Here is a 14,935-nt window from a genome sequence, read left to right as displayed (position 1 = left end):
TGGGAAGGGTAGTCGGGATTATCTTTCCTTGCGCTCCAGCACAGGAATGCCTTGGCTGACGCTCTACGTCACAAATCTGCGCTTCCTCGTTACAATGCCCGCCTTGCCGGGAGTTCTTATGTCCACGTTGCTCACTGACTGGCGTCATCGTCCAACCCATCGTCGTGTCTGGTCGCTGGCGACGCCGATGATTCTGTCGAATATTTCCGTTCCGCTGGTGGCGCTGGTCGACAGTGCGGTGATCGGCCATTTACCCCATGCTCATCAGTTGGGTGCCGTGGCCGTCGGAGCGACGCTTTATACCTTTCTCGCCTGGGCGATGGGCTTTCTGCGCATGGGCACTACCGGTTTTGCCGCGCAGGCGGCGGGGCGTGGGGACAGCGCAGCGCTGCGCCGGATTCTCTTGCAGGGGTTGCTGCTGGCCGTCGGGCTGGCGTTGCTGCTGGGCGTTATCGCCTTGCCGTTCAGCTACCTGGCGCTGGCAATGATGCAGCCGTCTGCCGACCTGCAACAGATGACCCTGGATTTCTTTCACACCCGCCTGTTCGGTCTGCCTGCGGCGTTAGCCAGTTACGCACTGGTTGGTTGGTTTCTGGGCGCACAAAACGCCAGAGCGCCACTGGCCATTCTGCTCGTCACCAACCTGGTGAATATTGTGCTCAACCTCTGGTTCGTGATGGGGCTGGACTGGGGGGTGGTTGGCTCTGCACGTGCGTCCGTGCTGGCGGAATGGACCGGTGTGGTGCTCGGTCTGGTGCTGGCTCGCAAGACACTGCGCGCTTGGCCGGGCCGGATTGTATGGTCGGCCCTGAAGCTCTGGAGCAACTGGCGACCGTTGCTGGCGGTCAATCGCGATATTTTTTTGCGCACACTGGCCCTGCAATCGGTGATGTTTCTGATTACCGTGCAGGGCGCTCGTCTGGGTGACGCAACGGTTGCTGCCAATGCGCTGCTGCTCAACGGCCTGCTGTTGACGGCTCATGCGCTGGACGGGCTGGCGCATGCGGTCGAAGCGCTGTGCGGCCACGCCATAGGCGCGCGTGATCGCGACACCTTGCGGCGCTCGCTGGTAGTGGCGGGGGGCTGGTCGCTGATTGCCAGCGTGGGGTTCGCCTTGCTGTTTCTGATTGGCGGGCACGGTTTCGTCAGCCTGCAGACCGACATTCCCGAGGTCCGGGCAACGGCGATGACGTACCTGCCTTATCTGGCGCTGATGCCTTTGCTGGCTGTCTGGAGCTATTTGCTGGACGGTCTGTTCATCGGTGCCACTCGCGCTCGAGAAATGCGCAACGCGATGTTACTCAGCGCGGCAGGCATCGCGCCCTTCGCCTGGCTGGCTTCGAGCCACGGCAATCACGCGCTGTGGCTGACATTCCTGGCATTCACCCTGCTGCGCGGCCTGAGCCTTGGCATGATCGCTTGGCGTCTCACGCGCAAAGACGGATGGTTCGTTCACTGAGGCTTCGGCTTCGATTCTTCGGCTTCAGCATGTGTTTGAGGGGTGTGTTTGACGAACATGTCCACTTCGTCGACCACCGGCGCCAGGCGACTCAACAGTTTGGCGAATGCGCCGACCAGCGTGCCGTGATTGGTGCGGGAGAAATACAGATCGCGCACCGGAACGCCCGCAGCACGCAGCTTTTGGGCCAGACCGCCGGTGTTGCGCTTGGGGTTGACCAGCGAGTCGGTGTTCGAGGCCATCAGCAGCGCAGGCGGCGCGCTGGCCGTAACGTGGTTGATGGGCTGCGAATCCGGCGGCGAGGCGGGAAAGAAGAACACCGGTTTCACGTCCGGGTTTTCGATGGGCAGGAAGTCGTAAGGCCCGGCCAGCCCGATCCAGCCGCTGAGAATGGAGGGTGATAATCCTTCACGAGCCAGCCAGCGAGGATCGAGTGCCAGCATTGCAGCGTTGTAAGCGCCTGCGCTGTGGCCCATCACGTATAGCCGGTCTGGGTCGCCGCCGTAGGTTTTTGCGTTTTTGTGAGCCCAGGCCAGGGCCTTGGCCGAGTCCTCCAGAAAACTCGGGTAACGCACCTGCGGATAGAGCCTGTAGTCGGCAATCACAACCACCATGCCACGCGCCGCCAGCGCTTCTCCGACAAAGGCGTAGTCGGCTTTCGAACCGCTGTTCCAGCTGCCGCCGTAGAAAAACACCACGACCGGCGCGTCGGCCGGTTTCGATTTAGGCGTGTAGATATCAAGCGAATTGCGCGGGTCCGGCCCGTAGGCGACGCCGTAGACGTGGTCGACCGGACCTGTCGGATTCAACGAATTAAGCAGCTTCAGCGGTGAACAGCCGGACAACGCTGCCAGTACTGCACCGGTCATCAGTGTCAGGAAAATCGCTCGGATCATGTAAAAGGGCTCTGGCAGGTAGTTCGGACAGTTCTGAGACAACCTCTCTGCGCCCCAGTGCCACACAATTACCCCCTACGTCATTGGCTGGCTTCCGGATCACTTTCGATGTCGTTTGTTTTGCTGGTGAAACTGATGCGCGGGCTGCTCAGCGTCATGCCGTCATGGTCGATGTGTACATGGCTGGCACCTGTGTCTACCGTCAGGCTGCTGCCTTCGTCGAGGTATACGGTTGGACCGTCGCCCAGTTGCAGCTCGGTCCCGGAGGTCAATGGCCAGTCGAGATGCATGTGCAGGTTGTCGATAGATTCTGAAGTAGCCTCGACAGGAACCTCGAGTGCCTGCTCTGGCAGGTAACCGATGATCTGTGGCGGCGTTCGGTCGTCGTCGGGAAAGCCTATCAGCACGGCCATGCCGCCCCGGCATTCAAGGCTCAGGCCCGGAGCAAGGTGCAGCCAGCAGCAGCTATCGGGTTTACTTGCAGGCTGCGAGCACCATTCGAGGTGCACCGGTACGCGGCCCGAGGTATCAGGCCGTGTCGGTTCATCGCGGGTGCCGACGATCCAGCCCTGCTGCAAGGGCGCAACCGGATGGCGTGGCAGCGGTGCCGGCGTGCTGAACCCTGCTTCCCACGGTATGGCTTCAAACCGGTTCAGGTAACGTTCGGCTCCGCCTTCAGTAGCAGTAAAGCGGTGCCGGACCCCGCTTATCAGCCACAGACGATTCCAGCGTTTTTCCGGGTGCCCGGCCAGCGGCAGCAGTTGCCCGCAGGACACAAATGGCAAGGTGCTGCGCCCGGTGGCGTGCTGGCCTGCGCGGCTGCCGGGAACAGCGCTGTGCGCATCGGTGACGGCAAAGCGCGTCACCCCCGACTGCCCGGCAAACTGGCGCCATGGTGCGATGGGGCTTCGCTGAAACCCGTGCAGGCCTGTGCCGAAAATCAGTTCGTGGCGGCGTCTGGAATGAATAAAGAGGTAGTGGATGTTTTCTTCTGCACACAGGCGCTGGACCAATTGCAGGTCGGACTCTTGATACTGTACGCAGCTTTCGCGTTCGTGGCAGTCGGTCCGCAGGTCAAAACGGAAGCTTTTTTTCAGGCCATGTTCTTCCATCACCTGAGTGATGATGCGAACGGCGCTCATGTGCTGGAACAGGCGCGAGTTGTGACGTAACCCGAGGCAGTTCAGACGTGGCCCCAGCCTCACGGTGTAACACACCGGCCCGCTCTGATAATGCTTGCGTGTCGCCGCCTGGATCTGCCCGTGTGTGCCGTGCTGGTTGCCGAAGTTCAGGAAGGCAGGCAGGTACATGATGCTGGTCAGGTCCAGGTAGAAGCCGTCGCCGATAATCTCTATCTCAAACAAAAACGGCTGGCTGATGGCTTCGGTCGCAGTGAATGACAGCACTTCAAAACGGCGCTGCAGCCGGGCGATTTCCAGGCAAAGGAGCGGCACGCTGGCTGGGTCGATCATAAAAGGTGTCTCTTCCGGGAATGCGGTCGAGGATTCTGGCGGAGAAGGCGGGTGGTGCAGCGTGAAGCGAGGTAGAAAAGGACGTTGCCTACAGAAATGGAGGCGGGGGGACTACGCTGAATGGCTTGGCGAGCGGGACGAACGAGAAGCGTCCGGGGGGGAATTCTCGTTCCCATCAGGCATGGGAACGAGAAATGACGAGCCTTTCCCTTAAATAGGGGTCAGGACGACAGGTACGATGAACGCGTCAGCCCCAGACGCAAGGCGTCGAGGAAGTAGGTGCGCTCGCGCGGGGTGATCTTGGCGCTGGCGACTTTGTCCCGGTAATGGGTCATGAGTTCTTCCGGCGACAAATGCACGTAGCGCAGCATGTCTTCGATGGTGTCGTGGGTTTCGATACCGGCGTGGTAAACGCTGCCGTCCGGGTTCTGGTAGATGTTCACCGAATCGGTGTCACCGAACAGGTTGTGCATGTCGCCCAGAATTTCCTGATACGCGCCCACCAGGAAGATCCCCAGCAGGTAGTCTTCGCCTTCGTTCAGCGAATGCACCGGCATGCTGGTCTCGATGCTCTGCTCGTCGACGTATTGCTTGATCTTGCCGTCGGAATCGCAGGTCAGGTCCTGAAGCACGGCGCGGCGTACGGGCTCTTCGTTCAGGCGGTGCAGCGGCAGGATCGGCAACACCTGGCCGATTGCCCAGGTGTCCGGCAGGCTCTGGAACACCGAGAAGTTGCAGATGTACTTGTCGGCCAGCTTGTCGTTGAGTTCGTCCAGCACCTGACGATGCGAGCGCTGACGGGCTTTCAGCGAGTTGTACAGGCGGCGGCAGACGGCGAAGTAGCATTGCTCGCCCAGTGCCTTTTCGGCCAGGCTGATCTTGCCGTCGGCATACTGGGCGGCGATGTCGCTCATGTAGTGCGTGGCGCGCCAGTAGGTTTCTGTGACCATCTCGATGTCGGTCGGGCCCAGCAGATCAACCAGCCATTGCACGGTTTCCGGCAGGCTTTCCTTGTCGGCGATTTCCGGAACTTCGTCGTTATGCTTCTCGACGTCGGTCACCTGAACCACCAGCATGGCGTGGTGAGCAGTCAGCGAGCGACCGCTTTCCGAGAAAATGTGCGGGTGCGGCAGGCCCTGCGCGTCGCAGAACTCCTTGAGCATGCCGACCACGACACCGGCGTAATCGTCCATGTCGTAGTTGATCGAGCTGGCGTTGCGCGAGTGCGTGCCGTCGTAATCGACGCCCAGACCACCGCCGACATCGATGTAATCCACTGGCAGACCAAGTTTGCGCAGTTCGCCGTAATAGCGGATCGCTTCCTTGAAGCCGTGCTGGTAGTCCGCCAGGTTGGCGATCTGCGAGCCCATGTGGAAGTGCAACAGACGAATGCCCTGATCCAGGCCTGCCTTGCGGAAACGCTCGACCACTGACAGCAATTGCGCGGCCGACAGCCCGAATTTGGATTTTTCACCGCCGGTGTCGGCCCACTTGCTGGACGCCAGAGAAGACAGGCGCACGCGAAGGCCGACCTGCGGGGCGACTTTCAGCTCGGCGGCTTCTTCGATGACCAGCTCGACTTCGGATTCTTTCTCGATGACGATGAAGACGTTGTGGCCCAGCTTCTGGCCCATCAGTGCAAGACGGATGAACTCGCGGTCCTTGTAGCCGTTGCAGACGATGGTGCCGCCTTTGGGAGCCAGTGCCAGCACGGCCATCAGCTCGGGCTTGGAGCCGGCTTCCAGGCCAATGGACACGTTTTGCGTGGCGATGATGTTTTCCACCACCGCTTCCTGCTGGTTGACCTTGATCGGGTACAGCGCGGTGTACTGGCTCTGGTACTCGAGGCGTGCAATGTTGCTGTCGAACGCCCCGGTCAGTTGACGCACGCGGTCTTGCAGGATGTCTGGGAAACGCACCAGCAAAGGCAGCGAAAGGCCGCTCTTGCGCAGGTTGTCGACCTGCTCGTAGAGGTCGATCGGCGAGCTGTCCGGCCCATTGGGACGAACTTCGACGCGACCGGCCTCGTTGATCGCAAAATAACCAGCGCCCCAATGGCGAATGCCATAAACGCTGCGGCTGTCTGCAACGGTCCATTGGCTGCCATCGTCTTTACGTGTGCGTCGTACGGACATCGAAGTCCCCTATAAAAAGTCGTTGCGCCAGCCTCAAGCCGGCTGGGCGCATTGTAATGAGTTGAAATGACGATTTGATTCGCGGGTTCAGCCGCCGGACTTTTTAGCCTTGAAGCCTTTCTTGACCAGCTCTGCCAGCAGTAATTCGACATGGTCGCCCTGAATCTCGATCACACCGTCCTTGAGCGATCCGCCAGTACCGCAGCGCTGCTTGAGGGCCTTGGCCAGCTCCTTGAGCGGCTCTTCGGCCAAGGGCACGCCGCTAATGGTCGTGACAGTCTTGCCGCCACGCCCCTTGCTTTCACGGCGGACACGGGCAACACCATCGCCCTCCGGGAGAGCGGTCTGTTTGCACGTGCAGTCGGCAACGGGATGACGACAATCGGGGCAATGACGCCCTGCGTCGGTCGAAAATACCAGGCCACCCAAGGCAGCGAGGGAAGCGGCTTTTTTAGCCACGTAACATCCTCTTGTTGAGGACTGAAGACGGGTCGGGCCTTTAACAGCCATCGACCGCGAGGCCCCACTCTGGCAGGGGCAGCGCTACTGCAACGGCAGGGCCGATACAGTTTGAAAAGGTCGCGCAGTGTAACGGCAAACAGGCCCGTTGCTAAGGGGCGCAGGGTCCAATTTACTGAACCGCTGCTTTACCGGGCACTTCTTTACTGCCCCACCGGGACTTGCACCAGATAACGCTTCAGCGCAGCCAGCGAGTCCGGGCAGTAAGGCATTTGCCCGGCCTGACGCAGCACTTCAGGAACAGGCATGAAACGCGCTTCCTGCACTTCTTCAGGCTGGAGTATCAAAGGGCCGTCCCACACCGCCGAAAAAACCGCGCACCACAGGCGGTTACCAGGTTGATCAAAGAAAAACCGTTCATGTGCCTGCAACGGCACGTCACGTACACCCAGTTCTTCTTCCAGCTCGCGAGCAGCAGACTCGGCGTAGCTTTCATCAGGCTGGACCATGCCGCCGGCTGCCACGTCCCAGTAACCGGGATAAATAGCCTTGCTGAGGGTGCGTCGATGAACGCACAGTTCGCCTGCACTGTTGAACAGCAAAATGTACGTGCCGCGCCCGATCAGGCCTTGGTCGCGCAAATCGGAGCGAACCATCGAACCCAGCAGACGATCCTGCTCATCGACCCACGCGATTTGCCCGGCGTCCGAGGCGGCGCGATGCGCGGCCTCGTTTGGCGGGATAGGCATCAGCCCTGGTTCAGCAACTGGCGAAGGTCGATCACGGCAGCATTGGCGCGTGAAATATAGTTAGCCATCACCAGCGAGTGGTTGGCGAACATCCCGAACGGGCTACCGTTGAGGATCACCGGACTCCACATGGGTTCCTGCGAGGCCTCCAGCTCACGGATGATCTGACGCACGCTGACCGTCGCGTTCTTTTTGGCGAGCACGTCCGCGAAGTCGACTTCGATGGCGCGCAACAGATGCGAAAGCGCCCAGGCCTGACCGCGTGCTTCGTAGAACACGTTGTCAATGTGCAGCCACGGTGTTTCGACAATCTCTTCGTCCACCTGCGGCACTTCACCCGGCTTGACCGAGATGTTGCTTTCGGTCTTCAGCGTACTGTTGAGCTTGACCCTGCCAACACTGGCCGACAGGCGTTGCGACAGCGAACCCAGGCGGGTACCGACATCGCCCAGCCAGTTGTTCAGGTTGTCGGCACGAGCATAAAACAGCGCGCCTTTTTGGTTGGGATCGGACAACCGCGCCTGATAACGGCTGAGGGCCTTTATGCCTTCTGCGTACTGAGACTCGCTTGACGGGAACATCCAGGTATCGTCCTTGACGTTGAAGAGCGGTTCGGCGCGGGCCAAATCGCTGTCTTCAGCAGACTGGGACTGCGAGCGGGCGAAGTCCTTGCGCAGCGCACGGCTCAGGTCGCGAACCTGGACCAGTACGCCGTATTCCCAGCTGGGAATGTTATCCAGCCATACGCCCGGCGGCAGCTTGTCATTCAGCAGGTAACCACCCGGCTTGTTGAGCAGGGTGCCGGCCACGGACTTGAGCGTCTCGACCGTGGTGTAGCCGATGACCATCTGTTTGCCTTCGCGCTCGGCTGCAGCCTGTGCATTTTGCTGCACAGGGAAGAGGGCGGGTTCCTTGCTCCAGTACCAACCGACCAATAATGCGACCAGCAGATAAATCAAGATCAGGGCGCCCAGAGCACGGCTGTAGAACAGGTTGCCCAGGTAACCGCGGCGTTTGACCGATGACGTATCAGCGGTGCGCTCACCCGCGCTGCCTGCGCGGTTTTTCCAATCCAGCATGGTAGGGTCCTTTCGATCTGATCTTGAGTTTAATGCTTCACGTGGTGTTCGACCGCAACCTTGTCTCAAGGTGCCAAGGTATCGAGTTTCAGACTTGAAGTGGCAAGCCGGCAGGGCGATTTACTTGCAGCATTATTCTTATAGTCAAAGCCTATCAGCTCATTGATTTTGAGTAATGGCCAAGCGCCATCAAAATGTTGTCAAATAACTGGCTCACGACATCTTTAATGCGTATCCAAGGTGCTAGCATAGCGCCATCCTTCATCATGCCCAGCAAAACCACAGTAGCCCGAATATGACCGAGCCAGAAGATCCTAGCCGAGATCGCCTCAAGCATCATTTTGCACAACGGGTCATACACCAGGCGCGCCAGATTCTGGAAACGTGGCAGCGTCTGCAAAAAGCCGAGTGGTCGGCATGCCACATGGCTGAGCTCAAGGAATCGACACTGCGTCTGCAGCGTTTTGCCGAGCGTTTCGAACAGGCTGAACACATCGCTCTGGCGAACGAAATCACTCAGGTGCTGGACGCCGTCGAAGCCAATCGCGGGCGCTTGAACAGCCACGTCATCACCGAACTCAATCGCTTGATGCAGCGGCTGTCGCGCACCGGGCTGCGGCATGGTGACAGGCTTGAGCAAACCTCGCTGCCTCCATTGCGCAAGCCTGTCTATATTGCGTTGCAGGACCATGAGCGCGCCGAGCGTCTGGCCAGGCAGCTAGAATTCTTCGGCCTGGCTGCCATGTCGTTGCACACGGTTAGCGATTTTTTGCACGCAATGGCTCAACGCCTTCCGGCGGCGATCGTCATGGATGTCGACTTCAATGGGCCCGGTCAGGGGCTCAAACTGGCCTCGCAGGCCCAGGAAGGGCTAGAGCACAAGCTGCCTCTGCTGTTTTTCAGTCTTAATGAAACGGACACGCCCACCCGGCTGGCGGCTGTGCGGGCGGGTGGTGAAGAGTTTTTGACCGGCACGCTGGAAGCTTCGAGCCTGCTCGAGAAGATTGAAGTGCTTACCTGCGTGGCCCAATACGAGCCCTACAAGGTGCTGATCATCGATGACTCCCGCGCTCAGGCGATGCACACCGAGCGTGTGCTGAATGCCGCCGGGATTGTCACGAAGGTCCTGCTCGACCCGATCAAGGCGATGTCCGAACTGGCTGAATTCCAGCCGGACCTGATCATTCTAGACATGTACATGCCAGGCTGCACCGGGACTGAACTGGCCAAGGTCATTCGTCACAACGACCGCTACGTCAGCGTGCCGATCATCTACCTGTCGGCAGAAGACGATCAGGACAAACAGCTCGATGCCATGAGCGAAGGCGGCGATGACTTTCTCACCAAGCCGATCAAGCCGCGACACTTGATCACCACGGTTCGCAATCGTGCCGCCAGAGCGCGAAGCCTCAAGGCGCGGATGGTTCGCGACAGCCTGACCGGGCTCTATAACCACACGCATATCCTGCAATTGCTGGAAGATTGCAGTTTTAGAGCGCGACGCGAGGGCAAGCCGCTTTGCTTCGCCATGCTCGATATCGATCACTTCAAGAAGGTCAACGACAGCCATGGTCACCCGATGGGCGATCGGGTGATCAAAAGCCTTTCACTGTTTCTCAAGCAGCGCCTGCGCAAGACTGATTTTATCGGCCGCTACGGCGGTGAAGAATTCGCTGTGGTCATGCCGGACACCGATATCCATAGCGCTCACAAGGTGCTTGATGAAATCCGCCTGCGTTTCGCAGAAATCCATTATCCGGCGCAGCCTGCGGACCTGTCCTGCACCTTCAGCGCCGGGGTGGTGTCGCTTGGCGCGCATGTCGATAGTCTTAGCCTGGCATCCCAGGCTGACACGGCTCTGTATCGGGCCAAGCATGCGGGTCGCAATCAGGTGCATTCAGCCCTGGCGAGCGTGACGTTTCACACGGCTCGGTCAGAAATAGAGGCCTGAACCCGCTCAGCCCTGGCTTTCGGTCAGGTTATGCCGTTCACCGGACTGTCCCGGCGAAAAGGCCAGTGCCAGCTGGGTACGGTTGTGCATGTGGGTCAGGCGCAACACCTGCGATACATAAAGTTTTACAGTATTTTCAGTAATACCCAGCTCGCAGGCAATCTGGTAGTTGGTCAGCCCGGTGCTCACCAGGCGCGCCACGTCCTGCTGGCGGCGTGACAGTTTGGCCAGCGTTACGCGCATCTGCGCGTCGTTTTCCGGGCGTGGAGCGATTTTTTTCTCAGGCGGCGGCTTGCTCTGGACGTTATCCATATTTTGATAAATGTCCTCGATCGAAGCGGCCAGAAATCGCAACTTCTCGTTAAGCAGGCTTAATTGATGGTAATTGCGTTGCCGCTCGTTGAGCGCTTCGACCTGCAACTGGACGCCCTCCAGTAACTCGTCGAGATTCACCGGCTTCTGATAGTAATCGGCTATGCCGGCTCGCAAAGCCTTGATGACGTCCTTTTTCTCGGCTTGCCCGGTAAGCATGATGGCTTCGAACAGGTGCGACTTGCCGCCCGCCATCTTCATGGCTTCGACCATCTCGATACCATTCATGCCGGGCATTTCCAGATCACAAAGCACGATGCCGACCGTACTGTCATGAATGAAATGCTCGATGGCCTCAAGGCTGGAGTAACAGCGCACGCATGTATAACCATTGCCTTCCAGAAACTCGCAGAGTTCGTCGACAATTAACGGCTGGTCATCCACCACAAGCACTTTCATGTCCGGGAAGTTATTCACGTGCGACTCCATGCTGTTAAATTCAGTCAACCGTGACCTTTATCCATTCAGCAAACACCCACCGCAGAGTTGTTGCTGTACGCGACCGTACGTCAACGCAATGCATTAACCGTAGCTCTACTTTCCGACTATGTACATAGCATTGGTTTTACGTTCGATTAATGTAGCAGCCCGGCGCTGAGTAGCAGGCCGATCAATAAAAAGGGAGAAAAGGGAAGTTTGTCCGACGTCCTCGGGTTCAGGCAGGCGTAACGCTGCGTTACCCGCTGTGGCATGTGAGGCCATAGGTGTTTTCCTATAAGAAACCACAGCAGCAGGGCGACGCCTGCGCCAACAAAAGTGCACAGCAGGTAGGCACTGTCGGAGGCAAGCGCCATGGCTGTCATCAGTTTGACGTCGCCAGCGCCCAGCCTGCCCATCATGTACCCGGGCAGCGTCAGGGCCAGCGCCAGCACCAGTGCCAGCCCAGCCTCGCTGGCTGGCGCACCCAGCCAGGCAACCCCTGTGAAACTCAGATACGCGGCGGCCAGCACCGCGCCGCCTATTGTCAGCCGGTTGGAAATTTCCTTGCGTCGCGCGTCCTGTTCGGCGCAAATTACAAACCAGGCCAGCAGCAGAAATAATTTCATCACGCAAAACATACCGGGTTCTCTAAAGAATCTATGCTGTGCTTAATCGCCAATGTCAGGGTAGACGTTGATATGAAAACCATTCCCATACATACACTGTACCGTCAGCAACGAGGGGCCGCCGCTATTGAATTTGCGGTGGTGTTCGTGGTGTTCTTTTCAGTGTTCTACGCGATGGTGAGTTACAGCCTGCCGTTGCTCATGATGCAGTCATTCAATGCTGCTGCCAGTGAGGCTGTGCGCCGAAGTGTGGCGCTAAGTCCGGCAGCTGCCAATTACAATGAACTGCTGGTCGGTCAGGCGCAGAGTGCAGTGATGAACCAGTTATCCTGGATACCGCCCGCGCTGGGTTTCAGTGCCGATCACACTCATGTGACCTACACTGCGGGCGTGTTGACTGTCAGTATTCAGTATCCCAAAACCAGATTGACCCAAGTCCTGCCGCTGTTGAAGCTGCCCGGCGTCGGTGAGGTCCCGCGTCTGCCGACCTACCTGACTGCACAAGCGAGCCTGCAACTTGCCCCCTGAAAAAAATCGACTGAGCCGTTGGCTGGGCCGTGGCGAAACGCCGCCCGCAAGTCAGGCGGTGCCCGCGCCGAGCGAACCCGAACCGATCGGTGCCGACCTTTACGTGTTGCTCGATGACGAGGGCGCGATCAAAAGCGTCAGCCCGCACCTCGCGGCGCGACTGGGCCTGGCTGCGCCGGCCTCTTCGACGCAACGGTTAATGAACTTGCTGTTGCCCAACAGCGCGCTGATGGTTGAAGGCGTGCCGTCTGACTGGCAGGGGCATATGCTCGATCTGGATTTCAAAAGTGCTGACGCACATACCTTGCACGCCCGTGGATGGGTGCAGGCGCGGGGCAAAAGCTGGTTGTTGCAACTGCTTGATATCAGCGACCTGATGGAAGAGGCCAGTGCCGCCCGCAGCCGCCAGCAATGCTTGCGTTTTGCCGGGCAGATGGCCGAGCGCGTGCGTGTTTGCAATGTCGATCGCTTGACGGCGGTGGTCACCGAGCAACTGGAAGAGCTGGCGCAGTTGTGGCGCATCCCCTGTGTGGCGCTGGTTTTACCCGAGGTCAGCGGCGTTGGCTGGCGCGTCTATTGCCAGTACAGCGCGCATACAGCGCCTGAGTTATGGCAGGTCGGGCAGCGCTTGGGCATCGCGCTGGATATGTTCGATGCCGATGCCACCCGCCAATTGAGATTTGCTGACGGCATCGATCAAGGGCCGCTGCAAAGTGCCTTCGGTAACGCTGATGGTTTTCTGATCCCCCACAGCCGCGACAACGTTGCCAAGGCCTGGCTGATGTTCGGCTTCTACAATCCGCAGCAGCAGGCGCCGGACCTAGGGGAGCGCGAGTGGCTTAATCTGTGCTCTGCGCTGGCCGGCCCGGTGCTGTTCCGCTTGTCCGAGCAGCACAACCGTCACCATGTAGAACGTCTGGCGGTACTTCAGGATTTGCTCGGCACAGGCTGGTGGGAACTGATACCGGCCCGCGACGAAGTATTGCTGGCGCCGCAACTGGCCCGCAGCCTGCGCCTCGGCAACCGGGTCGAGAGCCTGTCGCGTCCGGACTGGCTGGCGCTGATTCATCCGGCCGATCGTCAGGAGCTGTCCAGTCGTCTGGCGCAGTTGCGTGACAAAGGCACGCCGCTGCTGCTCTGCGTTCGTCTGGCACAGAGCGACCCAGCTCAGGACATCCTCTGGTTCCGGATTCAGGGCCAGGCGTTGATCAGCGGGCAGGTGCAGCGTGTACTCGGTTTCATGCTGGATGTCAGTGACATAAAAAATCAGGAAACCGAGGCAGCTGCGGCGCACGCCAGGCTGGACAATCTCATCGCCAGTTCGCCAGCCGTGATTTACGTGCAGCGTTACGACCACGGCAATCTGGAACCAACCTTTTTCAGTGACAGCCTCACGCCTCTGCTGGGCTGGACGTTGGCCGAGTGCGTCGAGGGGCAACTGGCGGAATACATTCACCCCGAGGACCGGGACATCTGGTTCGAGCGCACCCGGCAATTGCTGCGAGAAGGGTTGGTCAGCAGGCGCTACCGTTTGCGTGACAAGAGTGGCAACTATCACTGGCTGCTGGACGAGGCGCGATTGCTGCGTGACGACCTCGGCATGCCGGTGGAAGCAGTGGGTCTGTGGCTGGATGTGACCGAAGCAACGCTGGCGGCCGAGCAAGTGCGCCAGAGCGAAGAGCGCTACCGCATTCTGGTCGAGGATTCTCCAGCGATGATCTGCCGCTATTCTCCGGACCTGGTGCTCAGTTTCGGCAACCGGCCGTTGGCCAACTACATGGAATGCACCCCCGAGCAACTGACCGGCGTCAATCTGGGGGACTGGCTATCGGCAGAGCAGCGCGAGGCGTTCCTGCGACGAATCGGCCAGTTGACGCCGGAAGCACCGCTGAGCACCGAGGAGATCTGTATCGAGTTGCCCGGTCGCGAGTACGCCTGGTGGGTATGGGCCGACCGGGGGATATTTGATGAGCAAGGCACTTTGGTCGAGGTTCAGGCCGTGGGCCGCGACAACACCGATGTGCGCCGCTCCAGGATGCAGTTGAACCAGAGCGCGAAGATGGCGACATTAGGGGAGATGTCCACCGGTCTGGCTCATGAGATCAATCAGCCGCTCAATGTCATGCGCATGGCCGTGGTCAACGTTCTCAAGCGACTGGGCCGTGGCGACGTGGATATCGACTACCTTACCGAAAAACTCAACCGTATCGACACCCAGGTGCAGCGTGCTGCGCGGGTGGTGGATCACATGAGGGTGTTCGGTAGGCGTTCTGAAGTCGAGGAGCAGCTGTTCGACCCGGCGCAGGCGGTAGAGGGCACGATCTCCATGCTCGCCGAAGGGATGAAGGGCAAGGGCGTGCAGTTGCGGGTCGGGAGCATGATCGAAGCCGTGCAGGTTCGCGGGCATGTCGATCAGCTCGAGCAGGTGCTGATCAACCTGGTGGTCAACGCCCGCGATGCCTTGCTGTCACGCCGTGAAAAAGACCGGAATTTCGAGCCGTGGATCAGCGTTGACGCCGAGCGTGATGAAAATATCATTCGGCTGGTGGTCCAGGACAATGGCGGCGGCATTGATCCGCGTTTGCTGGAACGCATCTTCGAGCCGTTTTTCACCACCAAGCCGGTGGGTGTCGGGACCGGCTTGGGGCTGTCCGTCAGTTACGGGATTGTCGATCAGATGGGCGGCCAGCTCAGCGTCAGCAATGTGGACGAGGGCGCGCGATTCAGGATCGAACTGCCGATATTCAATACCGTCTGAACGGTCATCTAGCGTGGTGTTTCAGAAACAC

At 59.4% G+C, this 14,935-nt stretch carries 12 protein-coding genes; 4 read left to right on the top strand and 8 right to left on the bottom strand.

Features of this window, described 5'->3' with window-relative positions:
• The first annotated feature begins 118 nt into the window (after positions 1 to 118).
• Positions 119 to 1,459: an MATE family efflux transporter gene (locus tag I9H09_RS20900; protein ID WP_236502266.1), complete on the top strand. Its 1,341-nt coding sequence runs from the start codon at positions 119 to 121 to the stop codon at positions 1,457 to 1,459.
• On the opposite strand, the gene I9H09_RS20895 is transcribed toward I9H09_RS20900, so the two are convergent.
• The 6 genes from I9H09_RS20895 to I9H09_RS20870 all read right to left on the bottom strand — a co-directional run bounded on the left by I9H09_RS20895 (position 1,453) and on the right by I9H09_RS20870 (position 8,249).
• Positions 1,453 to 2,355: an alpha/beta hydrolase gene (locus I9H09_RS20895; protein WP_055003147.1), complete on the bottom strand. Its 903-nt coding sequence runs from the start codon at positions 2,353 to 2,355 to the stop codon at positions 1,453 to 1,455. The genes I9H09_RS20900 and I9H09_RS20895 overlap by 7 nt on opposite strands.
• A gap of 80 nt (positions 2,356 to 2,435) precedes the next feature.
• Positions 2,436 to 3,827, bottom strand: a complete 1,392-nt coding sequence (locus I9H09_RS20890; protein ID WP_236502265.1) for a type VI secretion system Vgr family protein — start codon at positions 3,825 to 3,827, stop codon at positions 2,436 to 2,438.
• Between the two features lie 221 nt (positions 3,828 to 4,048).
• The gene (gene speA / locus I9H09_RS20885; protein WP_005888700.1) at positions 4,049 to 5,962 is read right to left on the bottom strand and encodes an arginine decarboxylase; all 1,914 of its coding nucleotides are present in this window, start codon (positions 5,960 to 5,962) and stop codon (positions 4,049 to 4,051) included.
• An 87-nt stretch (positions 5,963 to 6,049) separates the two neighbouring features.
• A complete protein-coding gene (locus tag I9H09_RS20880; RefSeq protein WP_005888701.1) occupies positions 6,050 to 6,421 on the bottom strand; it encodes a translation initiation factor Sui1 in 372 nt (123 codons plus the stop codon).
• Between the two features lie 203 nt (positions 6,422 to 6,624).
• Positions 6,625 to 7,170 carry an NUDIX hydrolase gene (locus I9H09_RS20875; protein ID WP_122347485.1) on the bottom strand — a complete coding sequence of 182 codons (546 nt, stop codon included), beginning with the start codon at positions 7,168 to 7,170 and terminating at the stop codon, positions 6,625 to 6,627.
• Positions 7,170 to 8,249, bottom strand: coding sequence for a DUF2333 family protein (locus I9H09_RS20870; protein WP_005888703.1), 1,080 nt, complete (start codon positions 8,247 to 8,249; stop codon positions 7,170 to 7,172). Before I9H09_RS20870 ends, I9H09_RS20875 begins: the two co-directional genes overlap by 1 nt.
• A 295-nt stretch (positions 8,250 to 8,544) precedes the next feature.
• On the opposite strand from I9H09_RS20870, the gene I9H09_RS20865 reads away from it, so the two are divergent.
• Positions 8,545 to 10,200, top strand: a complete 1,656-nt coding sequence (locus I9H09_RS20865) for a response regulator (RefSeq protein WP_005888704.1) — start codon at positions 8,545 to 8,547, stop codon at positions 10,198 to 10,200.
• A gap of 6 nt (positions 10,201 to 10,206) precedes the next feature.
• Here I9H09_RS20865 and I9H09_RS20860 read toward each other — a convergent pair whose 3' ends face one another.
• The gene (locus tag I9H09_RS20860; protein ID WP_201769831.1) at positions 10,207 to 11,001 is read right to left on the bottom strand and encodes a response regulator transcription factor; all 795 of its coding nucleotides are present in this window, start codon (positions 10,999 to 11,001) and stop codon (positions 10,207 to 10,209) included.
• A 146-nt stretch (positions 11,002 to 11,147) separates the two neighbouring features.
• Positions 11,148 to 11,618, bottom strand: a complete 471-nt coding sequence (locus I9H09_RS20855; protein WP_024670326.1) for a prepilin peptidase — start codon at positions 11,616 to 11,618, stop codon at positions 11,148 to 11,150.
• A 72-nt stretch (positions 11,619 to 11,690) separates the two neighbouring features.
• Here I9H09_RS20855 and I9H09_RS20850 point away from each other — a divergent pair, with 72 nt between their 5' ends.
• Together I9H09_RS20850 and I9H09_RS20845 are read left to right on the top strand one after the other, a co-directional pair.
• Positions 11,691 to 12,146 (top strand): TadE/TadG family type IV pilus assembly protein, encoded by a 456-nt coding sequence (locus I9H09_RS20850; protein ID WP_005888708.1) that lies wholly within the window; start codon positions 11,691 to 11,693, stop codon positions 12,144 to 12,146.
• Positions 12,136 to 14,904, top strand: coding sequence for a PAS domain-containing sensor histidine kinase (locus I9H09_RS20845; protein WP_183142482.1), 2,769 nt, complete (start codon positions 12,136 to 12,138; stop codon positions 14,902 to 14,904). The genes I9H09_RS20850 and I9H09_RS20845 overlap by 11 nt, the downstream gene beginning before the upstream one ends.
• Positions 14,905 to 14,935: the final 31 nt, after the last annotated feature.

The sequence above is a fragment of the Pseudomonas tremae genome, from assembly GCF_023278125.1.
GTDB lineage: Bacteria > Pseudomonadota > Gammaproteobacteria > Pseudomonadales > Pseudomonadaceae > Aquipseudomonas > Aquipseudomonas tremae.
The sequence above is the reverse complement of the archived record's forward strand: the minus strand, read 5'-3'. Positions and strand labels throughout refer to the sequence as shown.

Excerpts from the sequence above, each read along its gene's own strand:
- I9H09_RS20900 (WP_236502266.1), top strand. The coding sequence starts at position 119 with ATGTCCACGTTGCTCACTGACTGGCGTCATCGTCCAACCCATCGTCGT.
- I9H09_RS20895 (WP_055003147.1), bottom strand. The coding sequence starts at position 2,355 with ATGATCCGAGCGATTTTCCTGACACTGATGACCGGTGCAGTACTGGCA.
- I9H09_RS20890 (WP_236502265.1), bottom strand. The coding sequence starts at position 3,827 with ATGATCGACCCAGCCAGCGTGCCGCTCCTTTGCCTGGAAATCGCCCGG.
- speA (WP_005888700.1), bottom strand. The coding sequence starts at position 5,962 with ATGTCCGTACGACGCACACGTAAAGACGATGGCAGCCAATGGACCGTT.
- I9H09_RS20875 (WP_122347485.1), bottom strand. The coding sequence starts at position 7,170 with ATGCCTATCCCGCCAAACGAGGCCGCGCATCGCGCCGCCTCGGACGCC.
- I9H09_RS20870 (WP_005888703.1), bottom strand. The coding sequence starts at position 8,249 with ATGCTGGATTGGAAAAACCGCGCAGGCAGCGCGGGTGAGCGCACCGCT.
- I9H09_RS20865 (WP_005888704.1), top strand. The coding sequence starts at position 8,545 with ATGACCGAGCCAGAAGATCCTAGCCGAGATCGCCTCAAGCATCATTTT.
- I9H09_RS20860 (WP_201769831.1), bottom strand. The coding sequence starts at position 11,001 with ATGGAGTCGCACGTGAATAACTTCCCGGACATGAAAGTGCTTGTGGTG.
- I9H09_RS20855 (WP_024670326.1), bottom strand. The coding sequence starts at position 11,618 with ATGAAATTATTTCTGCTGCTGGCCTGGTTTGTAATTTGCGCCGAACAG.
- I9H09_RS20850 (WP_005888708.1), top strand. The coding sequence starts at position 11,691 with ATGAAAACCATTCCCATACATACACTGTACCGTCAGCAACGAGGGGCC.